Source organism: Xanthomonas boreopolis (genome assembly GCF_046529185.1).
Taxonomy (GTDB): domain Bacteria; phylum Pseudomonadota; class Gammaproteobacteria; order Xanthomonadales; family Xanthomonadaceae; genus Pseudomonas_S; species Pseudomonas_S boreopolis.
In genome coordinates this window covers 3,634,484-3,658,231 of the sequence record NZ_CP097162.1, presented here as the reverse complement: position 1 = coordinate 3,658,231, position 23,748 = coordinate 3,634,484, and the positions used below count along the sequence as shown (strand labels likewise).

At 70.2% G+C, this 23,748-nt stretch carries 20 protein-coding genes; 11 read left to right on the top strand and 9 right to left on the bottom strand.

Annotation, left to right across the window (positions count from 1 at the left end):
- Positions 1-89: 89 nt before the first annotated feature.
- A complete protein-coding gene (locus tag M3M27_RS16555; RefSeq protein ID WP_434026310.1) occupies positions 90-2,873 on the top strand; it encodes a TonB-dependent receptor in 2,784 nt (927 codons plus the stop codon).
- Positions 2,863-4,128, top strand: a complete 1,266-nt coding sequence (locus tag M3M27_RS16550; protein ID WP_434026309.1) for a histidine-type phosphatase — start codon at positions 2,863-2,865, stop codon at positions 4,126-4,128. Before M3M27_RS16555 ends, M3M27_RS16550 begins: the two co-directional genes overlap by 11 nt.
- Before the next feature lie 111 nt (positions 4,129-4,239).
- Here M3M27_RS16550 and M3M27_RS16545 read toward each other — a convergent pair whose 3' ends face one another.
- Entirely contained in the window at positions 4,240-4,749 is a 510-nt protein-coding gene (locus M3M27_RS16545) for an acyl-CoA thioesterase (protein WP_434026308.1), read from the bottom strand.
- Positions 4,750-4,925: 176 nt separating this feature from the next.
- Entirely contained in the window at positions 4,926-6,137 is a 1,212-nt protein-coding gene (metK, locus tag M3M27_RS16540) for a methionine adenosyltransferase (protein ID WP_140723931.1), read from the bottom strand.
- Positions 6,138-6,400: 263 nt separating this feature from the next.
- Between metK and M3M27_RS16535 the strand changes: the two genes are divergently transcribed.
- The 3 genes from M3M27_RS16535 to M3M27_RS16525 all read left to right on the top strand — a co-directional run bounded on the left by M3M27_RS16535 (position 6,401) and on the right by M3M27_RS16525 (position 9,741).
- Entirely contained in the window at positions 6,401-8,116 is a 1,716-nt protein-coding gene (locus M3M27_RS16535) for a lysophospholipid acyltransferase family protein (RefSeq protein WP_177497770.1), read from the top strand.
- On the top strand, positions 8,113-8,931 hold the full coding sequence (locus M3M27_RS16530) for a UDP-2,3-diacylglucosamine diphosphatase (RefSeq protein ID WP_434026307.1): 819 nt from the start codon (positions 8,113-8,115) through the stop codon (positions 8,929-8,931). Before M3M27_RS16535 ends, M3M27_RS16530 begins: the two co-directional genes overlap by 4 nt.
- 210 nt (positions 8,932-9,141) lie before the next feature.
- Positions 9,142-9,741 (top strand): nitroreductase family protein, encoded by a 600-nt coding sequence (locus tag M3M27_RS16525; protein ID WP_140723924.1) that lies wholly within the window; start codon positions 9,142-9,144, stop codon positions 9,739-9,741.
- Between the two features lie 111 nt (positions 9,742-9,852).
- Here M3M27_RS16525 and dusB read toward each other — a convergent pair whose 3' ends face one another.
- Positions 9,853-10,845, bottom strand: a complete 993-nt coding sequence (gene dusB / locus M3M27_RS16520; RefSeq protein ID WP_434026306.1) for a tRNA dihydrouridine synthase DusB — start codon at positions 10,843-10,845, stop codon at positions 9,853-9,855.
- Positions 10,846-11,056: 211 nt separating this feature from the next.
- Between dusB and M3M27_RS16515 the strand changes: the two genes are divergently transcribed.
- A complete protein-coding gene (locus tag M3M27_RS16515; RefSeq protein ID WP_434026305.1) occupies positions 11,057-11,494 on the top strand; it encodes a hypothetical protein in 438 nt (145 codons plus the stop codon).
- Positions 11,495-11,562: 68 nt separating this feature from the next.
- Here M3M27_RS16515 and M3M27_RS16510 read toward each other — a convergent pair whose 3' ends face one another.
- From M3M27_RS16510 to M3M27_RS16500, 3 genes are all read right to left on the bottom strand, one after another.
- Positions 11,563-13,680, bottom strand: a complete 2,118-nt coding sequence (locus M3M27_RS16510; RefSeq protein WP_140723918.1) for a TonB-dependent receptor — start codon at positions 13,678-13,680, stop codon at positions 11,563-11,565.
- 150 nt (positions 13,681-13,830) lie between these two features.
- On the bottom strand, positions 13,831-14,787 hold the full coding sequence (locus M3M27_RS16505; RefSeq protein ID WP_140723914.1) for a ribokinase: 957 nt from the start codon (positions 14,785-14,787) through the stop codon (positions 13,831-13,833).
- 37 nt (positions 14,788-14,824) lie between these two features.
- Complete coding sequence (locus tag M3M27_RS16500) at positions 14,825-16,123, bottom strand: NupC/NupG family nucleoside CNT transporter (protein ID WP_140723909.1); 1,299 nt, start codon at positions 16,121-16,123, stop codon at positions 14,825-14,827.
- 190 nt (positions 16,124-16,313) lie between these two features.
- Here M3M27_RS16500 and M3M27_RS16495 point away from each other — a divergent pair, with 190 nt between their 5' ends.
- The 3 genes from M3M27_RS16495 to M3M27_RS16485 all read left to right on the top strand — a co-directional run bounded on the left by M3M27_RS16495 (position 16,314) and on the right by M3M27_RS16485 (position 18,339).
- On the top strand, positions 16,314-17,285 hold the full coding sequence (locus M3M27_RS16495) for a potassium channel beta subunit family protein (protein WP_140723906.1): 972 nt from the start codon (positions 16,314-16,316) through the stop codon (positions 17,283-17,285).
- A gap of 141 nt (positions 17,286-17,426) precedes the next feature.
- On the top strand, positions 17,427-17,621 hold the full coding sequence (gene hemP / locus M3M27_RS16490; RefSeq protein WP_434026304.1) for a hemin uptake protein HemP: 195 nt from the start codon (positions 17,427-17,429) through the stop codon (positions 17,619-17,621).
- An 88-nt stretch (positions 17,622-17,709) separates the two neighbouring features.
- The gene (locus M3M27_RS16485; RefSeq protein ID WP_434026303.1) at positions 17,710-18,339 is read left to right on the top strand and encodes a Hemin transport protein; all 630 of its coding nucleotides are present in this window, start codon (positions 17,710-17,712) and stop codon (positions 18,337-18,339) included.
- Positions 18,340-18,360: 21 nt separating this feature from the next.
- Here M3M27_RS16485 and M3M27_RS16480 read toward each other — a convergent pair whose 3' ends face one another.
- The 3 genes from M3M27_RS16480 to M3M27_RS16470 all read right to left on the bottom strand — a co-directional run bounded on the left by M3M27_RS16480 (position 18,361) and on the right by M3M27_RS16470 (position 21,983).
- The gene (locus M3M27_RS16480; RefSeq protein WP_140723895.1) at positions 18,361-18,714 is read right to left on the bottom strand and encodes a DMT family protein; all 354 of its coding nucleotides are present in this window, start codon (positions 18,712-18,714) and stop codon (positions 18,361-18,363) included.
- Between the two features lie 81 nt (positions 18,715-18,795).
- Positions 18,796-21,273 (bottom strand): ABC transporter permease, encoded by a 2,478-nt coding sequence (locus tag M3M27_RS16475; RefSeq protein ID WP_434026302.1) that lies wholly within the window; start codon positions 21,271-21,273, stop codon positions 18,796-18,798.
- Entirely contained in the window at positions 21,270-21,983 is a 714-nt protein-coding gene (locus tag M3M27_RS16470; protein WP_434026301.1) for an ABC transporter ATP-binding protein, read from the bottom strand. The genes M3M27_RS16475 and M3M27_RS16470 overlap by 4 nt, the downstream gene beginning before the upstream one ends.
- Positions 21,984-22,216: 233 nt before the next feature.
- Between M3M27_RS16470 and M3M27_RS16465 the strand changes: the two genes are divergently transcribed.
- Together M3M27_RS16465 and M3M27_RS16460 are read left to right on the top strand one after the other, a co-directional pair.
- Positions 22,217-22,879 carry an arylesterase gene (locus tag M3M27_RS16465; RefSeq protein WP_434028032.1) on the top strand — a complete coding sequence of 221 codons (663 nt, stop codon included), beginning with the start codon at positions 22,217-22,219 and terminating at the stop codon, positions 22,877-22,879.
- Between the two features lie 100 nt (positions 22,880-22,979).
- The gene (locus tag M3M27_RS16460; RefSeq protein ID WP_140723889.1) at positions 22,980-23,693 is read left to right on the top strand and encodes a response regulator transcription factor; all 714 of its coding nucleotides are present in this window, start codon (positions 22,980-22,982) and stop codon (positions 23,691-23,693) included.
- The last annotated feature ends 55 nt before the right edge of the window (positions 23,694-23,748 follow it).

The window sequence follows — 23,748 nt, the reverse complement described above, 5'->3', positions numbered from 1 at the left end:
CCGCCATCGCCCGGCGGTGCTGCTGGCATCCCCCTTCGCCTCGCCCGGCGGACCGTTCCGCCGTGGTCATTTTCGTCCGGTATTCCCCCATGCCCCATTCGATCCATTTCCAGAGCCGCCTTTCGCGTGCCGTCGTCGCCGCGCTGCTCGGCGTCGCGCCGGTGGTCCACGCGCAAGCGCAGGATGCCGCACAGGACGCGGAAACGTCCGCCACGCCATCCTCCGCCAAGACCCTGGACAAGGTCACCGTCGCCGCCACCCGCTACAACGCCACCGACATGCAGATGGCCGCGGACAACACCGCCAGCGTGCTGTCGGCCGACGACCTGAAGTACACCGCCGTGCACAACATCGCCGAGGCGCTCGGCCTGATGCCCGGCGTCAGCGTGATCAACACCGGGCAGTCCTACTTCGGCGGCATCGATGGCGCCGCGCGCGGCGAAGGCATGTTCGCCTCGGTGCGCGGCCTCAACGCCGAGTACAACGTCAACCTGATCGACGGCGTCAACGTCGCGCAGGGCATGCCGTACAGCCGCAGCGTGCAGCTGAGCCTGCTGCCGCCGTCCGGACTGCAGACGATCGTGCTCAACAAGACCTCGACCGCGGCGATGGACGGCGATGCGATCGGCGGCACCATCGATTACCGCACCCCGACCGCGTTCGACTACGGCGAGGCGCAGGGCGGCAGCGTCACCGCCAGCGGCCGCCTGGAAAGCCGCGCCCGCGACTACGACCAGGACGGCCTGGGCGGCGGCCTGGCCGGGGAGTACCACTTCCGCTTCGGCGAGGACAACCAGTTCGGCTTCTACGCCAGCGCGTACTACGACGAGCGCAGCTACGTGAACAGCGAGGTCGCCGGCGCCACCACCGCCAGCAACGACGGGTCCTGGGAGTTCGCGCGCACCAACGCCAAGGGCGCGCTGGCTGACGGCTACGATCCGCAGCAATCGCTGATGGGCACCGGCCTCAACGTCGGCTATTCCGAAGGCACCACGCGCCGCTACGGCGGCAACGCCTCGTTCGACTGGCGCGTCGACCCGACCTTGCACCTGTATGCGCGCGCCACCTACGCCTACGCCAAGACCGAGCAGAACACCGGCTACTCGCAGCTGATCCCTGGCGACGTGAGCTACGTCGCCACCGGCACCGACGGCGTGTACCAGCCGCGGATCGGCAACTACTCGGTGCGCTACTGGTACGAGACCAACCCGGAGGTGGCCGACCTGGCCACGTTCCAGGTCGGCGCCGACAAGCAGTCGGGCAACTGGACGTTCTCGCCGAACGTGTTCTACAGCTTCGGCGACAACGACCGCCCCGACCACATCGAGATCTCCGCGCGCACCAACCAGTATTCCGACGGCGCCAATCCCCGCTACGGCGCCAACCAGTTCCTGGGCTACGACAGCGACGGTTTCCCGGTCCCGCTGCTCACCCCGGAGATGCGCCAGCGCCTCAACGACATCGGCGGCCTGTATGCGCGCCGCACCGGCCAGCTGACCAAGGAGTACAGCGGCCAGGACAAGGGCGGCGCCAAGTTCGACGTGCGCTACGACTTCGAGCAGGGCGCGCTGCAGAACGTGCAGTTCGGGGCGAAGTACGTGGACAGCTCGCGCACCTTCACCAGCCGCGACTGGACGACCGCCAAGTACACCGACGGCACCCTGCTGCGCGACACCGGCCTGGTCACCGGCGAGTACGACGCGGTGTACCCGGGCAAGTACGACTGGAGCACGGTCAAGCTCAGCAATTCCGGGCTGAAGAACCTGATCGCGCGGAACCTCGCCGCCGACAGCTTCGATACCTGCGGCAGCCTGTACGTCAACAACTACAACTGCAACACGATGCGCGGCACCGAGGCGGTGTCCTCGGCCTACGTGATGGCGAACCTGCGCTTCGGCGACCTGGAGATCATCCCCGGCCTGCGCTACGAGCACACCTCGATCCGCAACACCTTCTGGGTGATGCCGGAGGACGCCGACGGCAACGAAGTCGCCGGCCACTTCGACAACAACCGCACGCGCTACAACGAACTGCTGCCGAGCGTGTTCCTGAACTGGCGCCCGAGCGACCGCAGCGTCTACCGCGCGTCGGCGTGGACCAGCTACACGCGCCCGGCATTCGTGCAGCTCGGCGGCGGCGTGTCTTCCGACGTTTCCGAAGACGGCGTGACCACCATCACCGAGGGCAATCCGAACCTGAAGCCGATCAAGTCGGTCAACCTCGACATGTCCGGCGAATGGCAGAACGATGCCGGCGGCCACGCGATGCTCGCGGTCTACTACAAGCACCTGAGCGACTACATCTACGAGAGCGGTTCGAACGCGGCCAACGCCGGCGACTTCCAGGGCGACGGCGGCGTCATCCACAGGCGCCCGCAGAACGGCGGCGACGGCGAGGTGTACGGGCTGGAGGCCGCGCTGCGCCAGCGCTTCCAGGGCTTGCCGCCGCTGCTGGACGGCCTGGGCGTGAGCCTCAACGCCACCCGCCAGAAGACCCATGTCGATCTCGGCATGGAAGGCTTCCACGACGAGCGCATCCAGAACGCGCCGGACCTGATGGCCAATGCCGAGCTGTTCTACGAGCACGGCCCGTTGTCGGTGAACCTGATCTACCACTACTCCGGCGAGTTCATCTCGGCCTACGACTACCTGCGCCAGGGCGCGAAGTGGGACGACCTGTGGGTCAAGCCGAGTTCGCGCCTCGACCTGCACGTCGGCTACGCCTTCGGCGAACGCTGGCGCGCGGACCTGTCGGTGGCCAACCTGACCAAGCGCGTGAGCTACTGGGCGCATGTCGGCCACAACAGCACGGCGCTGTCGGACATCGTGGATTCCGGCATGACCAGCCTGCTGACGGTCAAATATGCCTTCTGAGGAAAGGCGCCCGGACCGTCGCCGCCGCGTCCATGGCGCGCTCGCGCTGCTGCTGGCCTGCCTCGCACCGCTGCCGGCGTGGGGCAGGCCCGCGCCCCCGGATTGGCGACTGGAGCGCATCGTGCTGGTGGCCCGGCACGGCGTGCGCGCGCCGTTGGACGGCGAGGCCGCCGCGGCGCGCTACGCCGACGCGCCCTGGCCGCACTGGGACACGCCGGCCAGCCTGCTGACCCCGCACGGTCGCGAGGCGGTGCGCCTGAGCGGCGCCTACCTGCGGCAATGGCTGCGGCAGGCAGGCGCGCTGCCGCACGAGGGTTGCCCGGCCGCGGGCGCCGTCGAGGTGTGGGCCAATACCGACGCGCGCACCATCGACAGCGGGCAGCTGCTGGTGGATGCGCTGGCACCGGGATGCGGGCTCGTCGCCGGCCATCGCGCGCCGGGCAGCGACGATCCGCTGTTCCGTCCGGTCGAGGCCGGCGCGGTCGCTTTCGACGCACGCGCGGCGGTCGCTTCGATCCAGCGCGAGAATGGCGGGCCGGCCGCGCTGGCGGCCGCGCACCGCGAAGAGTTGGCGGCGATGCAGGCCTTGCTGGGCTGCGGGCCGCGCTGCGATTTCGCGGCGATGCCGTCGTCGCTGGCACCGTCGGCGAACGGGCGCGGGCTGTCGTTGAAGGGGCCGGTCGACCTCACGTCGGGTACCGGCGAGGTGTTCCTGCTGCAGTACGCCGAGGGCCTGCCGCTCGACCAGGTGGCCTGGGGGCGTGCCACGCCGGCGCGGCTCGAGGCGGTCTCGCGCCTGCACGCGCTGCTGTTCGATGTCCACGCGCGTCCGCGCTACATGGCCTCGCGCGCCGGCGCGCCGCTGGCGCGCGAGGTCCTGGCGCGGCTGGGCGAGGGCGATGCGCCGACGGTGTCGCTGTTCGTCGGCAGCGATACGCACATCGCCGCGCTGGCCAGCCTGCTGGGCGTGCATTTCCACCTGCCGGGCTATGGCGCGGACGATCCGCCGCCGGGCGGGATGCTGGCGCTGGAGCGCTGGCGCGACGGCACCAGCGGAGCGCGCTACGTGCGCGTGGAGTACCTGGCGCAGTCGCTGGACCAGCTGCGCGAACTGCGGCCGCTGGACCTGGCGCATCCGCCGTTGCGGCAGGCGCTGGCGCCGGCGGTGTGCGGAAAGGCGGCGACATCGATGCGGTGCCCGCTGAAGGCATTCGTCACCCAGCTGCGCGCAGCTGCGCAACCTGCATCGCCATAGCGGCATCGCTAAACTCTTGTAGGGAAGCCGCTCTTGTGGGAGCGGCTTCAGCCGCGATGGGTTTTCCCGGTAACGCTCCCCCATAAGCGGCTCCTGCAGGGCATCGCGATTTCAGATCGCCGCGACCGGCGCCTCCGGCATCGAGGCCAGCAGTTCGCGGTGGCGCTGTTCCATTTCCTGGCGCAGCTGCCGGCGGATCTGCGCGGCGGCGTGGCGGCGCTTCTCGTCGGCGTTCTGCGGCTCCAGCGGCGGCACCGGCGTGGGCTTGCCCTCGTCGTCGACCGCGACCATGGTGAAGAAGCAGCTGTTGGCGTGGCGCACGCTCTGCTTGCGGATGTCCTCGGCCACCACCTTGATGCCGACTTCCATCGACGAAGTGCCGGTGTAGTTGACCGACGCCAGGAAGGTGACCAGTTCGCCCACCGCGATCGGCTCGCGGAACATCACCTGGTCCACCGAGAGCGTCACCACGTAGCGGCCTGCGTAGCGGCTGGCGCAGGCGTAGGCGACCTGGTCGAGCAGGCGCAGGATCGCGCCGCCGTGGACCTTGCCGGAGAAGTTGGCCATCTCCGGCGACATCAGCACGGTCATGGACAGCTGGTGGGACTTGAGCTCGGACATCGGGGCGTGCGCCGCTGGAGGTGAGGGCCGCAGGCTAACCGAGTGCTCGCCCCGGTCGCCAGCGCCGGCGTGGACGGCCTCGTCCGGCACGGGTAACCGCACCCGGCGCGCGCCGGCCCAAAAAGAAAGGCCGCCCGGAGGCGGCCTTCCTTCGACCGGCGCGCGGCCGGACCGGCTTACTTCAGCTTGGCGTCGGCGCGCAGCGCCTCGGCCTTGTCGGTCTTCTCCCACGAGAACGCGGTGGCGGTGACGGTCTCGCCGGCGCCGTTGACGTAGGTGAACTCCTTCGGCTTGCGGCCGAAGTGGCCGTACGAGGCGGTCGGCTGGTACATCGGGTGGATCAGGTCGAGCATCTTGATGATGCCGTACGGGCGCAGGTCGAAATGCTTGCGGATCAGCTTCTCGATCTTGTCGTCCGGGATCTTGCCGGTGCCGAAGGTGGTCACCGAGATCGAGGTCGGCTCGGCCACGCCGATCGCGTAGGACACCTGCACCTCGCAGCGGTCGGCCAGGCCGGCGGCCACGACGTTCTTGGCGACGTAGCGCGCGGCGTAGGCGGCCGAGCGGTCGACCTTGGACGGGTCCTTGCCCGAGAACGCGCCGCCGCCGTGGCGGGCCCAGCCGCCGTAGGTGTCGACGATGATCTTGCGCCCGGTCAGGCCGCAGTCGCCCACCGGGCCGCCGATCACGAACTTGCCGGTCGGGTTGATGTGGAACTTGGTGCCCTTGTGCAGCCACTTGGCCGGCAGCACCGGCTTGAGGATCTCCTCGCGCACGGCCTCGATCAGGTCCTTCTGCTTCACGCCCGGGTCGTGCTGGGTGGACAGCACCACGGCGTCGATCGCGGTCGCCACGCCGTCCTCGTAGCGCAGGGTGACCTGCGACTTGGCGTCCGGGCGCAGCCACGGCAGCGGCGAGTTCTTCTTCTTGCGGATCTTGGCCTGCTGCTCGACCAGGCGGTGCGACAGGTGGATCGCGGCCGGCATGAAGCTGTCGGTCTCGTTGGTGGCGTAGCCGAACATCAGGCCCTGGTCGCCGGCGCCCTGTTCCTCGGGCTTCTTGCGGTCCACGCCCTGGTTGATGTCCGGGGACTGCTTGCCGATCAGGTTGAGCACGCCGCAGGTGGCGCCGTCGAAGCCGACGTCGCTGGAGTCGTAGCCGATGTCCAGGATCACCTTGCGGGTCAGCGCCTCCAGGTCGATCCAGGCCGAGGTGGTGATCTCGCCGGCGACGATGGCCACGCCGGTCTTCACCAGCGTCTCGCAGGCCACGCGGGCGCGGGCGTCCTGGGCCAGGATGGCATCCAGCACCGCATCGGAGATCTGGTCGGCGATCTTGTCCGGATGGCCTTCGGAGACCGATTCGGAAGTGAACAGGTAGCTGGACATCAGCCTATATCCCTTGATTCGGATGAAAAGATGGGCGCGCATGATACACGCGCCGGGGCGGTCGTGCATTGTGCCGTGCGCGAGGTTGCACCGGGGTTAAGTCCGCCGGGCGCCGGGACCCGGCGCCCGGCCGCCCGGCGCACGGGGGCGGCCGGGCGCCGCGAGGCGGGACGCCGGCGCCGTCACGGAACTGACTTGCCGCTGCAACATGACCGTCGCCACCGCTCCGGAGCATGGGCGCAACGGGGAATGGAGATGCCGCGATGGCGACACTGCTTGAGCAGACCCTGCAGCAACGGTATCCGGGCTTGTTCAACGGGCGCAGGGCGAAACTGGTGAGGCCGCTGCTGCGCGGCTTCGGGCGCTGGTCGGGCCTGGGACAGGCCGAGCGCTTCCTGGCCGACCGGCCCGAACTGCGCGGGCTGGATTTCGTGCGTGCCGCGCTGGACTTCCTGAGGACCACTTGCGAAGTGCCGGCGGCGGACCTGCAGCGCATCCCGCGCCAGGGCCGGGTGCTGGTGCTGGCCAACCACCCCTCCGGCGCGCGCGACGCGCTGGCGCTGCTGGAAACCATCGGCCGCGTGCGCCGCGACGTGTGCATCGTCGCCAACGACTGGCTGGAAGTGATCGAACCGCTGCGCGAGCTGCTGCTGCCGGTGCGCATCCTCGGCGGCCAGCCCTCGCGGACCAGCCTGCTGGCGGTGGAAGAGGCGCTGCGCCAGGAGCGCTGCGTGATCGTGTTCCCGGCCGGCGAGGTCTCGCGGCTGGGCTGGCGCGGCGTGCAGGACGGGCGCTGGCGGCGCGGCGTGCTGCATTTCGCCCGCCGCACCGGCGCGCCGGTGCTGCCGGTCTGCGTGCAGGCGCGCAATTCCGCGCTGTTCTACGGGGCCTCGGCGGTGTTCAAGCCGGCCGGCACCGCGCTGCTGGCGCGCGAGACGCTGGCGCGCCGGCGCCCGCAGCGCGTGCGGCTGCACATCGGCGAGCCGCGCCGCCTGCCCGAGGACGGCAGCGACGACCAGCGCGAGCTGCACGCGCTGCGCCGCGAACTGTATGCGCTGGGCCGCCTGGCCGGCGGCTGCCGCGCCGAACCGCTGGCCGAGGCGCTGCCGCCTGGGCAGGTGCTGGAGGGCATCGCAGGGCTGGAGCTGCTCGGCCACACCCTCGACGGCAAGGAGGTGCGCTACGGCAGGCTGGCCGCGGAGGCGCCGCTGCTGCTGGAGATCGGCCGGCTGCGCGAACTGACCTTCCGCGAGGTGGGCGAGGGCACCGGCCTGTCGCGCGACCTCGATCGCTACGACGCCTGGTACGAGCACATCGTGCTGTGGGACGGCGCTGCCGGCCGCATCGTCGGCGCCTACCGGGTCGCGCGCTGCGCCGGCCTGCTCGCGCAGCGGGGCCTGGCCGGGCTGTACACCGCCAGCCTGTTCGACTACGACGAGGCGATGGTGCCGCGGCTGGCGCAGGCGCTGGAACTGGGCCGCAGCTTCGTGGTGCCCGACTATTGGGGCAGCCGCAGCATCGACTACCTCTGGCAGGGCATCGGCGCCTACCTGCGCCGGCACCCGCGCCTCCGCTACCTGGTCGGGGCGGTCTCGATCAGCGCCGCGCTGCCGCCGGCGGCGCGCGCGCAGATCGTCGCGTACTACCGCCACTACCACGGCGATGCCGGCGAGGGAGCCGCCGCCAAGCGCCCGTTCGCGCCCGACATCCCCGAGGCGCTGTTCGCCGAACTGGACGCGGCCACCGCGTTCCGCGTGCTCAAGGACAACCTCGACGCGCTCGGCGCGGCGGTGCCGATGCTCTACAAGCAGTACGTGGAACTGTGCGAGCCCGGCGGCGCGCGCTTCCTCGCCTTCGGCGTGGATCCCGATTTCAACGACGCGGTGGACGGCCTGATCGAGGTCGACCTGCACCGGCTCAAGCCGAAGAAGCGCGAGCGCTACCTGGGTACCCGCCACGAAGAGGAGGCCGTCGCATGAACGTCCTGACGCTGGAGCCCGCGCGCCGCGCGGTGTTCGTTTCCGACCTGCACCTCGGCTCCCGCCATTGCCATGCCGCGCAGATCGCCGATTTCCTCGGCCGCCTGCGCTGCCGCACGCTCTACCTGGTCGGCGACGTCGTCGACCTGTGGTGGATGTCGCAGCGCCGCGCGCACTGGGATGCGGAGCACCAGCGCGTGGCCGACGCGCTGCATGCGCTGGCGCGGGCCGGCACCGAGATCATCTACGTGCCGGGCAACCACGACCGTGCGATCCGCCGCTTCTGCGGCCTGGCGCTGCCGATGACGCAGGTGCGCCGCCGCGCCATCCACGTCACCGCGGACGGCCGCCGCCTGCTGGTCACGCACGGCGACGACTACGACGCGCAGACCCATTTCGGCGGCCTGCAGGAAAAGCTCGGCGACTGGCTCTATTACCGCATCCTCACCGGCAACAAGCTCACCAACCACATCCGCCACCGGCTCGGCCTGCGCTACTGGTCGCTGGCCGAATACCTCAAGCGCCAGAGCGGCGCGGCCGAGCGCTACATCGCCCGCTTCGTCGACGCCGGCCTGGCCGATGCGCGCCGGCGCGGCCTGGACGGCATCGTCTGCGGCCACATCCACCGCGCCGCGCTGCTGGAACGCGACGGCCTGATCTACGCCAACGACGGCGATTGGGTGGAAAGCCTGACCGCGCTGTGCGAGAACCCCGACGGCACGCTGCAACTGGTCACCCATACCGGCCAGGTCCTGAAGGAAGTCGCGCCGCGGGCGCGGGCTGGCGCCGGGCAAGCCTGGCCGCGGGTGGCCTGAAGTAATCCATCCAGCCGGGCAGGGCGCGATTTCCATCCGTGGATTGCCTGCATTTTTGTGTGAATTAATCGGATTTCTATTGGCTCGTTCCCTGGGTGGAACGATCCATTGCCGGATTGCCCCCTAGGCGTCTTCGCAAGCCTCCCTATCCTCTTGGCCAGCCGGATGCGCCTGTCGCGCATCCCCCAATCCCCCAAGAGGATGCAAGCGATGACCAACAAGGCGCTCGAAGCGATCAGCAAACGCCGCACCCAGTACGCGCTCGGCAGGCAACTGCCGATCGGCCAGGAAGAAACCGCCACCCTCATCAAGGAGGCGATCCGCCAGGCGCCGTCCTCGTTCAACTCGCAGAGCTCGCGCGCGGTGATCCTGTTCGGCGCGCAGAGCGTGAAGTTCTGGGAGCTGGTGAAGGACGCGCTGCGCAAGATCGTGCCGGCCGACAGCTTCGCCCAGACCGAGCAGAAACTGGACGGCTTCGCGGCGGGCGCCGGCACCGTGCTGTTCTTCGAGGACCAGGACGTGGTCAAGGGCCTGCAGGAGCAGTTCACCCTGTACGCCGACAACTTCCCGATCTGGTCCGAGCACTCCACCGGCATGGCCCAGCTCGCGGTCTGGACCACGCTCGCCGATGCCGGCATCGGCGCCAGCCTGCAGCACTACAACCCGATCGTGGACGAGGCCGTGCGCAAGGAGTGGAACGTGCCGGCGTCGTGGAAGCTGCGTGCGCAGATGCCGTTCGGCTCCAACGAGGCGCCGATCGGCGATAAGAGCTTCATCGAGGACGAGAAGCGCTTCATCGTCGCGGCCTGAGGCCGATGCGGCCGGGGCGGTGCGAAGCGCGCGCCCCGGCCACCTCCGGCGCCGACCGCGGCAGGGCCAGGGCCACCCGGGCGCCGGACCCGAACGGGGCGTACGCCGCGGCTACGCGGCGGCCGACAGCACGTCGCCGGCGATCAGCCGGTCGAAGTAGCCGGCGGTCAAGCGCAACTGTTCCTCGGCGGTTTCCGCGCGGTTGACCACCGCGCGGAACGCGCCGCTCTCCGGATGATCCTTCGCGTACCAACCCAGGTGCTTGCGCGCGATGCGCACGCCCTGCAGTTCGCCGTAGAAGGCGTGCAGTTCGCGCAGGTGCCCGAGCAGGATCTCGCGCACCTCCGGCAACGGCGGCGGCGGCAGTTCCTCGCCGGTGGCGAGGTAATGGGCGACCTGGCCGAAGATCCACGGCCGGCCCTGGGCGGCGCGGCCGATCATCACCGCGTCCGCGCCGGTCTGGCGCAGCACCTGTTCGGCCTTGCGCGGCGAGTCGATGTCGCCGTTGGCCACCACCGGGATCGACAGCTGGGCCTTGATCGCGGCGATGGTCTCGTACTCGGCCTGGCCGGTGTAGTGCTGGTCGCGGGTGCGCCCATGCACCGCCAGCGCGGCGATGCCGCTCTGCTCGGCGATGCGCGCGATCGCCGGTCCGTTGCGATGGTCGCAGTCCCAGCCGGTGCGGATCTTCAGCGTCACCGGCACCTGCACGGCGCCGACGACGGCTTCCAGGATCCGCGCCACCAGTGCCTTGTCGCGCATCAGGGCCGAGCCGGCCCAGGCGTTGCAGACCTTCTTGGCGGGGCAGCCCATGTTGATGTCGATGATCTGGGCGCCATGGTCGACGTTGTGGCGCGCGGCTTCGGCGAGCTGCCGCGGTTCGGTGCCGGCGATCTGCACGCTGATCGGGTCGGGTTCGCCGGCGTGGTCCATGCGCGTGCGCGACTTGCGGGTGTTCCAGAAGCGCGGGTCGCTGGTCGTCATCTCCGACACGGCCAGGCCGGCGCCGAGCCGTTTGCACAGTTGCCGGAACGGTTTGTCGGTGACGCCGGCCATGGGGGCCAGGATCACCTTGGGTTCGATCGGGTAGGGGCCTATGCGCATGGGGCGCATTGTACTGGGAGTGTCGTGGCGGAGCTTTTTTCCTTCTCTCTTCGGCGTTCAGGCGCGAAGTCTTCCCTTCTCCCTCCGGGGTGAAGGCGTGTTGCTTGCGAACCATGGGTTCGCATACGTCTGAACGCCTGGCGCGCTGTGCCAGGCCGGGGCGCGAAGCGGGGTGCCCCGCAGGGGCGGATGAGGGTACGGGCGAAGCCTCGTGATCTCCATTGCTGTCATTCCCGCGAAGGCGGGAATCGCTTCCCAGCAGCCGAAGCGCTTCACAACAGCCGAATGGCTGGTCATGGCTGATCAAGCACACCCCGCCTACGCGCCCGCAGCTACGCTGCGGGTTCGCGGAGCCAATGGGATTTTCGGACGCGACTTCCTGTCGCGGCCGAAAACGGCGCACTCGTCCGCTACGCGGACGAGCCCGGGGCATTCGCCGCGCGGCGAATGCCCGCCCGCCGGGGCGAAGCGGTGCTTCGCCTTTTCCGGCGAGCCCCTGTGCGCCGCCCTTCGGGTGTTTCCCATTGTCTCCGCCGCTTCGGAGGGCCCCGGTAAGTCAAAAGCTCAAAGCAAAATCACGAGCAACAGCAACAGCAACAGCAACAGCAACAGCAACAGCAACAGCAGAACCCGTCGTCGGGTGCGCTAATGAATTGCTGCAGGTGAATCTCTGCAGGGCTTATCCATCAGCCCTGTCGCATCACCACCGCAATCCACTCAGAACCGGTTGCCCCAGCTCACCGTCAGTACCCGGCCGCGGCCGGCGGTGTAGGTGTCGTTGCGCGGGGTCGTCTGCGAGTAGTAGGTCACGTACTGCTCGCCCAGCAGGTTCTCCACGCCCAGGTTGAGGCGGCCCAGCGGCAAGGCGATGGTGGCTTGCAGGTCGAGCGTGGCGTAGCCGTCGAAGCGGCCCACCTCGGTGCCTCGCAGGTCGAAGCGGCGGCTGATCGCGCGGTTGCCCTGCAGGCGGGTCGAGAAGCCCGGGGTCCACTGTTGCTGCCAGAACGCGGTGACGCGGTCCGGGCTGACGTTCGCGCCGGGCATGTCGCTGTCCACGCGGTCGTCGCCGTCGCTGTCGTAGCGCGCCACGGTCGTGGCATAGGCGGCGCCGACGCGGCCGCGCTCGGAGAATTGCCAGGCGACGTTGCCCTCGAAGCCGCGGATCTCGGTGCGCTCGCGCGCGACGCGGTAGCTCTGGATGGCCGGATCGTAGTCGAGCCGGGTGCCGCGGTCCGCGTCGGACCAGTAGTAGGCCGCGTGCACCTGCCAGCGGCCGTCGTCGTAGTCCACGCCCACTTCCCGGTTGTCCGAGATCACCGGGCGCAGGTCGACCAGGTTGTCCACGCGCTGGTCCGGGACGTTGATCGAGCGCAGCACGCGGCCGATGTCGGCGACGGTGTAGCCCTCGGAGTACGAGACGTACAGCTTCAACGCATCGGTGGCCTCCCAGACCAGGCCGGCGTTGGGCAGCGTTTCGTGGGTGGTGGGCTTGCCGCCGCGCACGAACTGGCCGCCGTTGTTGCTGGGGATGGTGGTGAAGTCGTCGACCTCCAGCTCGCCATGCTCGTAGCGCAGGCCGGCGGTGAGCAGCCATTGCGGGGCCAGGCGCCATTCGGTCTGCACGAACGGCGACAACGAGGTGTAGGTGGTCGCCGGCACCCATTTGAGGCCGCTGTGCACCAGTTCCTGGTAGGTGCGGTCGCGCGCCAGGTCCAGGCCGAAGGTGGCGCGCAGCGGCAGGCCGAACAGCTCGCCGCGCGACCAGCTGGTCTTGGCGCCGTACTTCTCCGAGGCGTTCTGCGACTGGTCGACGACGTTGCGGCCGTCGTTCCAGAGGTTGGTGAAGGCGGTCGAGCCGTACAGCCCCTTGAAGTCCACCCAGTACGCCTGCGCCTGCAGGTAGCCGCCGCCGAGCGCGGTGTCGCTGTAGTCCAGCGCCAGCGAAGTGGAGCGGTTGCGCGGCGCGTCGGCGTCCTTGCGGCCGCGGCGGGAGGTGGCGAGCTGGCCGGTGGCGGGGTTCCCGTTGACGGTGAGGTAGTCGTTGTCGCCCTGCAGCTCGTAGTAGTTGGTGGTCAGCTGCAGGCGGCGCCGATCGTCGATGTTCCAGCCGGCCTTGGCGAACGCGCTGTGGCTGCTGGCGTCCATCAGGTCGCCCTGCACGTCGTTGACCGCGATCGCATGGCCGTCGCCGTCGTAGTACAGGCCTTCCTTCGCGTAGGAGGCGCCGCCGACGAAATCGAACGCGCCCTGGCGCGTGCCGAACAGGTAGGAGCCGCGGTAGCCGGTGCTGTCGCTCTCGTGCGGCAGCGCGCTGCTGGCGCCGAGGTTGACCTCCTGGAAGGTCTGCCCGTCCTGGCGCGGGGCGCGCTTGGTGATGATGTTGATGATGCCGCCGGAAGCGCCCAGTCCCTGCAGCGCGTTGGCGCCGTGGATCACCTCGATGCGCTCGATCATCGCCGGATCGATGGTGTGGCCGTCGCGGCCGCCCTCGCGCAAGGGGGTGGACTGCGGCACGCCGTCCACCAGGTACAGCGGCTTGCGCCCGCGCAGCGTCTCGCCGGCGTTGGTGAGCTTCTGCCGGCTCGGCGAGAACGAGGGGATCAGGTTGGACAGCACCTGCGAGAGGTCCTGCGTCAGCGCCAGCTGCTGCTCCAGCTGCACCCGGTCGATCACGGTGATGGTGTTGGGCAGGGCCGCGTCCGAGGTCGGCATGCGGCTGGTGCTGGCGGAGACGGTCAGCTGGTCGAGGTCGACGACGTCGCCGGACTGGGCCTGGGCAAGCGGTGCGGCCAACAGGGCCAGGAGGGCGGAGCAGAGCAGGCGACGGCGGGGCATGGGCGGCACGCGGGGACGAAAGTGAGCCGCGAAGTGTTAATGAGATTCGTTATCGAATCAAGATGGCATCCCATGCCGACACATGCCATGCGGCGGCATGCGCGGCTTTCCCTGCGGGAGCGGGCGGACGCGCGGGGCATCCGCCGGGTGTCAGGCGGCGGCGTCCGGGGTTAGGTGCGGCATCGATACCGCGGCCCCGGCGACCTCGGTCGAACGCGCGGCGTAGCGGTTGGCGAAGCGCACGTGCTGGGCGAACGGGGCGCCCGGCTGCTGCGCCAGCGAGGCCGCCAGCGCGCCGTTGAAGGCGTCGCCGGCGCCCGTGGTGTCGATGGTCTGCGCGCTCTCGGCGGCGACGCGGTAGTACGGCTGGGTGTCGCCGCGCAGCTGTTCGTCGGCGTGCGAGATGAACGCGCCCACCGCGCCGAGCGTGATGACCACCGTGCCGCCCGGCAGCAGCTTGCGGCACAGCGCATGCAAGGTGTTGCCGTCGGTGGCGGCCACGTCGTCCGCGGCGATGCGCTCGCCGACGTGGCGGCCGAGCAGGGCGGCGAACTCGGTCTCGTTCGGGGTCAGCACGTCGGCGGCCTTGAGCAGGCCGATCGTGCTCTGCGCGTTGGCCGGCGCCGCGTTGAGCACGGTCGGCACGCCGGCCTCGCGCGCCAGCTGCAAGGCGGCCTCGATCGTTTCCACCGGCGATTCCAGCTGCGCCAGCACCACCTGCGCCGAGCCGATGAGCGCGCGCTGCGCTTCGATGAAGGCCGGGCTCAGCACGGCATTCGCGCCGGGACCGATCACGATCGTGTTGCGGCCGTGCGCATCGACGTAGATGCCGCCGGTGCCGGTCGGCTCGCCGCTGGGCTCGGCCGCGAGCAGCAGCCCGTCCTGCGCGGCCAGCCCGCGCGCCATCGCGCCGCCGGCGTCGTCGCCGAGCGAGCACACGAAGGTGGTCCTGGCGCCGGCGCGCGCGGCGGCGACGGCCTGGTTGAATCCCTTGCCGCCCGGGCCGGTGCTGTAGCGGCCGGCAATCGTCGCACCCGGCGCCGGCAGGGTTTCGCAACGCCAGACGTGATCGACATTGAAGGAACCGACGACAACAACCGAACTCATGCAGGTATCTCTTGGTGGATTCTGGAAACGGGGCCGATCAGCCGAAGTGCGACAGCACGCCGGCGATCGTGGCGGTCATGAAGGTAGCGATCGAGCCGCCCAGTACCGCGCGCAGGCCGAACTTGGCCAGGTCGTGGCGGCGCTCGGGGGCCAGCCCGCCGATGCCGCCGATCTGGATCGCGATCGAGCTGAAGTTGGCGAAGCCGCACAGGGCGTAGGTGGCGATCAGCGTGCCTTCCTTGCTCAGCGCCACGCCCGGCAACTGCCCGTTCACGATCTGCGACAGCTCGGTATAGGCGACGAACTCGTTGAGCACGACCTTCTGCCCGATCAGGCCGCCGACCGTGGTCGCGTCCGCCCACGGCGTGCCGATCACCCAGGCCACCGGCGCCAGCACGTAGCCGAGGATCGTGGACAGGTTGGTCGGCTTGCCGATCGCGGCCGCGAGGCCGGTGACCTCGCCGAGCCAGGTCAGCGGCGCGTTGACCAGCGCGATCAGCGCGATGAAGGCCAGCAGCATCGCGCCGATGTTCAGCGCCAGGCGCAGGCCGTCGCCGGCACCGGCCGCGGCGGCGTCGATCACGTTGCTGGTGGTCTTTTCCACTTCCATCCTGACCGTGCCGCGGGTGAGCGGGGTGCCGGTCTCCGGCACCAGCAGCTTGGCCACCACCAGCGTCGCCGGCGCGGCCATGATCGAGGCCGCCAGCAGGTGCTTGGCGTAGAACGCCTGCTGCACCGGGTCGCCGCCGCCCAGCATGCCCACGTAGGCCGCCAGCACGCCGCCGGCGATGTGCGCCATGCCGCCGATCATCATCGTCAGCAGCTCGGACTGGGTCATCTTGGGGATGTACGGGCGCACCGTCAGCGGCGCCTCGGTCTGGCCGATGAACACGCTGGCGCAGACGCTGGTGGTCTCCGCGCCGGACACCTTCATGACCTTGGTGATCGCCCAGGCCATCGCCCGCACCACCGCCTGCATCACGCCGAGGTGGTAGAGCACGCCCATCAGCGAGGAGAAGAAGATGATGGTCGGCAGCACCTGGAAGGCGAAGATGAAGCCGTAGCTCTTGGCGTCCATCAGGCTGCCGAACACGAAGGACGAGCCTTCGCCGACGAAGCTCAGCACCTTGACGAACAGCTTGCCGAGCCAGTCGAACACGTCGCGGCCGCCCGGGACCAGCAGCACCACGGCGGCGAAGGCCACCTGCAGGATCACGCCGGTGCCGATCAGGCGCCAGTCGACCGCCCGCTTGTTGTTGGAGAACAACCAGGCGATGCCGATCAGGACCGCCAGCCCGAACAGGCCGAAGCCGATCCTCCCCAAACCCTCGACCATGCGTAGCCCCTGTGCCGGCAAAAGCGGAAAGCCTAGGGCAGGGGCGTGCGGGGGGCAAGGACAACCCGGTTCATCCCGGGAATTTCCCGCCGGAACGGCGGCTTCATACGGCTGCCCGGCGGCGCGCCGTACACTGCCGGGCGACGCGGCGATGCCGCCATCCTCGAAGACTTGTCCAAGGAGTCCCCGCATGCTCTACCGCCGTCTTGGTGCCGCCGGCCTGCAACTGTCCGCGCTTTCGTTCGGCGCCTGGGTGACCTTCGGGCGCCAGGTCGGCCGCGACGAGGCCCGCAACCTGATCGCCTGCGCCTGGGACCACGGCGTCAACTTCTTCGACAACGCCGAAACCTACGCCGCCGGCGAGGCCGAGCGGGTGATGGGGGACGTGATCGCCGACCTGCGCCTGCCGCGCGATGGCTATTGCGTGTCCAGCAAGGTGTTCTTCGGGGCGACCGAATCGCCGCGCCCGACCCAGCGCGGGCTGTCGCGCAAGCACGTCGTCGATGCCTGCCACGCCGCGCTGCGGCGGCTGCGGGTCGACTACCTCGACCTGTATTTCTGCCACCGTCCCGACCCGGAGACGCCGATCGAGGAGACCGTGCGCGCCATGGACCTGCTGGTCCGCCAGGGCAAGGTGCTGTACTGGGGGACCTCGGAGTGGACGGCCGCGCAGATCCTGCAGGCGCAGGAGATCGCCCGCGCCGGGCACCTGTTCGGGCCGTCGATGGAGCAGCCCCAGTACAACCTGCTGCATCGCTCCAGGGTGGAGCGCGAATACGTGGAGCTGTGCCAGGCCGGCCTCGGCCTGACGATCTGGTCGCCGCTGGCATCGGGACTGCTCACCGGCAAGTACAACCAGGGCGTCGGCGCCGGCACGCGCCTGGACCAGCCGGGCTACGCCTGGCTGCGCGAGGAAGTGCTGGGGGCGGACGGCGGCGCGCGGATCGTGCAGGCGCGCCGCTTCACCGCCATCGCCGAGGAACTCGGCGAGCGCCCCAGCCAGCTGGCGGTGGCCTGGTGCCTGCGCAACCCGCACGTTTCCAGCGTGATCCTGGGTGCGAGCCGGGTCGCGCAACTGGAGGAGAACCTCGGCGCGCTCGACTTGCTCGATCGCTACGACGCCGACGTCTGGAGCCGGATCGAAACCGCCGTGGCCGGCTGACGGGCTTCGCCGGCCGATTGAAGGAGGCTGGTGGGAGGATTCCAGCCATCGCCAGCATCAATCGATAAAGATGAGAACGCCTCTTGATTGCTTTGTGAGAATAATTATCATTTGATCCGACACCCTTCTGGAGTACGGATCATGACTGCCCAACCCGTCCTGCTGCGTCCCGAAACCCTGTCCCTGCGGGATCGTCCCGTGCGGCCGGTACCGGCCGAGGAAACCATCGCCAGCGACGCGCTGCTCAAGGGCCGCCGCGAAGTGCTGATCCAGCATGGCGACCGCGTCTACCGCCTGCGCCACACCAGCAACGACAAGCTGATCCTCACCAAATAACCGGTGTCGCCGGGCCGTGCCGGGTGCCGGACGGGGCCGGCCGGCGCGGCTCCTCTCGAAAGCGCATCGCACCCCTCAGGAGATCCGCATGCGACATCCGGCCCTCTCCCCCACGTTCTCTCCCCCCCGGTCGTCCGGCCGCGTCGCCGCGATGCCGGCGCCGGGGGCTCTTGCCACGCCGGTACCGGCCCGGACCCGGCCGGCCGATCGGTCGCTGCCGCATCCCTCGCAACTGGCGGCATTGGGGACCGTGCTGTGCCTGTCCCCGGCCGCATCCGGCAGCGAGCTGGCCGGCTGGTCGCACGCGGTCCGGCTGGCCGCGCAGTCGCAGATGGACAGCGACGGCTTGCGCGAAAGCCTGTGGTTCTTCGACGCCGGCGGCCGCTGCTGCTGGCGCCTGCACCTGCTGCCGGACAGCGATTTCCTGGCCTGGGACCGATTGGCTTCGGTCGTGCCCCGCCTGCCGGCGCAGGAGCCAGGGGGCGGGATCGGCGAGCGCCTGTGGCGCCGGCTGGCCCACCGCGTGCGTGGCGACGCCTGGAGGATGGGCGTGGTGCGCCTGCATGCCTTGGGCCGGCTCGGCGACGACCTCGCCGCCAGCCCGGCGCCTTTGTCGGCGCTGGGCGCGGGGCTGTTGCGCAGGATCGCGCAGGCGGAGGGGCTCGACCTGCCGGGACCGGCGATCGCGCACGACGGGGCCTGCAACGGCGGTCGCTGAGGCGGGCGTGCCCGCGCCGCGCTATTCCTTGAACATCAGGAACGCCGCCACCGCGATCAGCGCGAACGCGGCCCAATGGTTCCACTTCAGCGGCTGGCCCAGGTAGGCGAAGGAAAACACCGCGAACACCAGCAGCGTGATCACCTCCTGGATGCCCTTGAGCTGCGGCGCCGAATACACCGCGCTGCCCAGGCGGTTGCCGGGCACCTGCAGGCAGTACTCGAAGAACGCGATGCCCCAGCTGACCAGGACCACCAGCATCAGCGGCGCGGTCTTGAACTTGAGGTGCCCGTACCAGGCGAAGGTCATGAACACGTTGCTGGCGAGCAGCAACAGCACGGGATAGAGGTAGGCGGTGAACGGGGAGGCGGGCATGTCGGCGCGCGAGCGGGAGAGGGCGGCAGCATACCGGGGATGCCGGAGCGGCGCCGGCATGCGCCGGCGCCGCCTGGCCGGTCAGGACGCGCGCAGCGCCAGCGCCGGCGGCGTGGAGAGGATCCGTCGCGTGCCGGACCAGCCGGCGAGCATGCTCAGCACCACGCCGGCCGCGCCGCCCAGCAGCAGGACCGGCCAGGGCGGGGCGAAGGCGAGTTCGAACGCCTGCCGCGCCACGGCCACGCCGATGCCCGCGGCGGCCAGCACCGCCAGCAGCGAGGCGCACAGGCCGAGCGCGCCGAACTCCACCAGCACCGCGCCGCGCAGCTGCGGACGATTGGCGCCCAGCGTGCGCAGCACCGCGCTGTCGTAGCGGCGCTCGGCCGCGGTGGCCTGCAAGGCCGCCAGCAGGACCAGCACGCCGGCCAACAGGCTGAAGCTCATGACCAGTTGCACCGCCTGGCCGACCTGCTCCATCACTTCGCGCACCCGTTCCAGGATCGCGTCGATGTCCAGCACCGAGATGTTGGGGAATTCGCGCGTCAACGCCGCCAGCCGCGGCGCCCGATCCGTCGGCAGGTGGAAGCTGGAGATCAGGTTGTAGGGCGCATCGCCGACCGAGCCGGCATTGAGCAGCAGGAAGAAGTTGACCCGGAACGAGTCCCAGTCGGCCTTGCGCAGGCTGGTGACGGTGAAGCTGCGCCGCTGCTCGCCCATCTGCAAGGTGATGCGGTCGCCCAGCTCGACGCCGTAGCGCTGCGCCCAGCCGTCCTCCACCGAAGCCTCGGCGGCGGCGCTGCCGGGGTTCCAGAAGCGGCCCGCGGTGAGCGTATTGGCGGCGGGGAAGCCATGGCGCCAGGAGAAATTGACCGGCCGGTCCTCGCCCTCGTCGTCCTCCGGGCGGTCCAGGCGACGCGCCGGGCGATCGTTGATCGCGACCAGGCGGCCGGTGCTGAACGGCTCCAGGTCGGCGTCCTGCACGCCGAGCGCGGCCAGGTGCCGGCGCACCGCGTCGGTCTGGTCGGGCTGGATGTTCATCAGGAAATAGTTGGGCGTATCCATCGGCAACCGGTCGCGCCATTGCCCCAGCAGGCCCGGCCCGACCACCGCCAGCAGCAACAGCGCGCACAACGACAGCGACAGGCCGACCAACTGCACGACGCTGAGCGCGCGGCGCCGGGTCAGCGAGGCCAGCCCCAGCCGCCATGGACCGCGCAGGCGCCGCTGCAGCCGGCGCAGTCCCGCCAGCAGCAGTGCGCCGAGGCCGCCCGCCACCAGCGCCAGTGCCGCCAGTCCACCCAGCACCCAGCCGGCCAGCACGGCATCGCCGGTGGCCTGGATCGTCAGCGCCAAGGTGGCGGCCAGCGCCGCGGCGTAGGTCGCCAGCGAAGTCGGCGGCGTGGCCGCGAAGCTGCGGTTGAGCACGCGCATCGGCGGCACGTCGCGCAGCCGCAGCAGCGGCGGCAGGCCGAAGCCGAGCAGCAGCACCAGGCCGATGCCGGCACCGGTGAGCGCCGGCGTGGCCTGCGGCAGCGGCAACCGGTCCGGGACCAGGCTGCCGAGCGCCCGGACCAGGCCCTCCTGCGCGAGCATGCCGATCGCGATGCCGACCAGGCAGGCCGGGACCGCCACCAGCAGCAGCTGCAGCGCGAGGCTGGCCAGGACGTCGCGCTGGCGCGCGCCGAGGCAGCGCAGCACCGCCACCGTGTCGATGCGGTGCAACGCGAAGCGGTTGGCGGCCAGCGCGGTCGCCACGCCGGACAGCAGCACCGCCAGCAGCGCCGACAGCGACAGGAAGCGGCCGGCACGGTCGAAGGCGGCGCGCATGCCGCGCTGGGTATCCTCGATCCCGACCAGCCGATAGCCGTTGGCGCGCGATTGCAGCCATTCGCGCAGCCCGGCGATCGCTTCCGGCTCGCCGGCGAACATCAGACGGTACGAGGCGCGGCTGCCGGGGCCGAGCAGGCCTGCGGCGTCGACGTCGGCGCGGTTGACCATCAGCGGCGGGGATATCTGCAGCAGTTCGCCGGACGCGTCCGGCTCGGCGCGCAGCACGCCGGTGACGGTGAGCGTGCCGGCGCCGAATTCCAGCGCGTCCCCGAGCTCCAGCCCCAGCGCCTCCATCAGGCGCGGGTCCGCATACGCCTCGCCCCTCGGCGGCGCGCCGCCCGGCACGGCGTTGGCGGCGCCGGCATCGCGCGCGACCAGCAATTGCCCGCGCAGCGGATAGCCGTCGCCGACCGCGCGGATCGTCGCCATCTGGCTGGCCTCGCCGTGGAACAGCACGCTCGGGAAGGCGACCATGCGCGTGCTGCGCAGCCCGCGCCGCGCGGCTTCGTCGGCGAAGGCTTGCGGGATGTCCTGGCGGCCGGTGACGCCCAGGTCGCCGCCGAGCACCTCGGCCGCGCTGGAAGTCAGCGCCAGCGTCACCCGGTTGACCAGCGTGCCGACCGCGGTCATCACGGCCACCCCCAGCACCAGCGCGGCGAACACGGTCAACAGGTCGCCGGCGAGGAACTCGCGCCGCACCGAACGCAGCGCCTGGCGCAGCACGTTCATGCCGCCGCGCCCGGATACAGGCGGCCGCCGTCGATGCGGTAGACGTGCTGGCAACGCCGCGCCAGCGCCATGTCGTGGGTGACCAGCACCAGCGTGGTGTCGCTGTCGGCATTGAGGGCGAACAGCAGGTCGCTGACGTGGCGGCCGGTGGCCTGGTCGAGGCTGCCGGTGGGCTCGTCGGCGAACAGGATGCGCGGCCGCGCCACGAACGCCCGCGCCAGCGCCACGCGCTGCTGCTCGCCGCCGGAGAGCTGGCGGGGATAGTGGCGCGCGCGCGCCTTCAGGCCGACCGCGTCGAGCACCTCGCGCACCCGCGCCGGGTCCTCGCGGCCGGCCAGCTCCAGCGGCAACGCGACGTTCTCCTCGGCGGTCAGCGACGGGAGCAGGTGGAAGCTCTGGAACACGAAGCCGACCTCGCGCGCGCGCAATGCCGCGCGCGCCTCCTCGTCCAGCGCGCCGAGCGCGTTGCCGGCCAGGCTGATGCTGCCGCGGGTAGGCAGGTCCAGGCCCGCGAGCAGGCCCAGCAGCGTGGTCTTGCCCGAACCGGACGCACCGACGATCGCGACGCTGTCGCCTTCACCGACCGTCAAGCTGATGTCGTCGAGGATGTGGAGCGTGCCCTCCGGGCCGTCGACGGACTTGCCCACGTCGCGGACATCGAGTGCGATGGGAGAGTGTGGGGGCTTGGAAGCTGTCATGCCATTTTCCATGAGATGCGTCGTCCGTCGGCGGTGCGGGGCCGTTGCAGCGTGGTGCGGCCTTGGCTGGCGGCCAGGCCAAGCGGCGCGGCGCCGGCCCGGCGCCGCTGGCGGACACCCCCCCGGGAAGTCGCCCGGCGAGCGCCGGTACCGGCTTGCGCGCCGTGTCTCGGCGCGCCCCAGGCGGCTTCGCACTCGGGGAAAATGGCATGACACGCTCTAATGTCGATGAGGAGTTCTCCGTGATGCGGGAAAGCGGTTTGCGGTCGTGCCATCGCGCCATGGCGACATGGTGGTTGCTGCTTGCATGCTGGCTGCTCCTGCCGGCGCTCGCCTATGCCAAAGGTCCGGGGAACGGCCCGATCCTTGTGCTGGGAGACAGCTTGAGCGCTGCCCACAACATACCGGTGCAGTCGGGCTGGGTCAGCCTGCTCGAGCAGCGCCTGAAGCAGCAGATGAAGGCGCCGCCCGCCGTCGTCAATGCCAGCATCAGCGGCGAGACCAGTTCCGGGGCGCTGACCCGGCTGCCCGGCCTGCTGGCCAAGCACCGGCCGGGCGTGGTGGTCATCGAGCTCGGCGGCAACGACGCCCTGCGCGGCCTGGCGCCGGCCCAGTTGAAGGCCAACCTGGACAAGATGATCGGCCTGAGCCGGCAGGCCGGCGCGCAGGTCGTGCTGCTCGGCATCGACGTGCCGCCCAACTACGGCCCGGCGTATCGCGAGCGGTTGCGCGCCGTCTACCGCGACCTGGCCGAGCAGTACCGGCTGCCGCTGGTGCCGTTCCTGCTGGAGGGGGTGGCGCTGCAGCCGGGATTGATGCAGTCCGACGGCCTGCACCCCACCGCGGCCGGCCAGCCCAAGGTGCTCGACAATGTCTGGCCGACCCTCAAGGGCGTGCTAGACAAATGATTTGAAAGGGATTTTTCCCGTCGTCCGGTCTTCACGCCATATCGACCCAGGATGGGGCATGTTTCACAAAGCTGAAGAAAGCTGAGATCGAGGGGTTTCCATGCGTCAGACCAAGGAGACGTCCGGGCTTGTTCTGGTCGTCGAAGACAATCGCAACATTTCCGAGATGATCGGTGAGTATCTCGAGGGCCGCGGTTTCGAGGTCGATTACGCGGTCGATGGGCTGGACGGCTATCGCCTGGCGGCCGAGAACAGCTACGACGTGGTCGTGCTCGACCTGATGCTGCCGCGGTTGGACGGCATCGAGGTCTGCCGGCGGCTGCGCAACGACGCGCGCAAGTCCACGCCGGTGCTGATGCTGACCGCGCGCGACACGCTGGACGACAAACTGACCGGACTGGGCTTCGGCGCGGACGACTACCTGACCAAGCCGTTCGCGATCCAGGAGCTGGAAGCCCGGTTGCGGGCGCTGATCCGCCGCGAGCGCCGCCAGGTGGGCTCGGAGGTGCTGAAGGTCGCCGACCTGGTGCTCGACCCGGTCAGCATGCGCGCCACCCGCGCCGGTACCGAACTGCAGCTTTCGCCGATCGGCCTGAAGCTGCTGACGATCCTGATGCGGGAATCCCCGCGCGTGGTCAGCCGCCAGGAGATCGAGCGCGAGATCTGGGGCAACGGCCTGCCCGATTCGGACACCTTGCGCAGCCACCTGTACAACCTGCGCAAGATCATCGACAAGCCGTTCGACCGCCCGCTGCTGCACACCGTGCAGAGCGCCGGCTACCGCATCGCCGACATCGCCCAGCCGATGGGCTGACCTGGCCCGGCCCCGCGCCGGCCCATCCCGACCGCCATGCGGCGCCGCGGCGCCG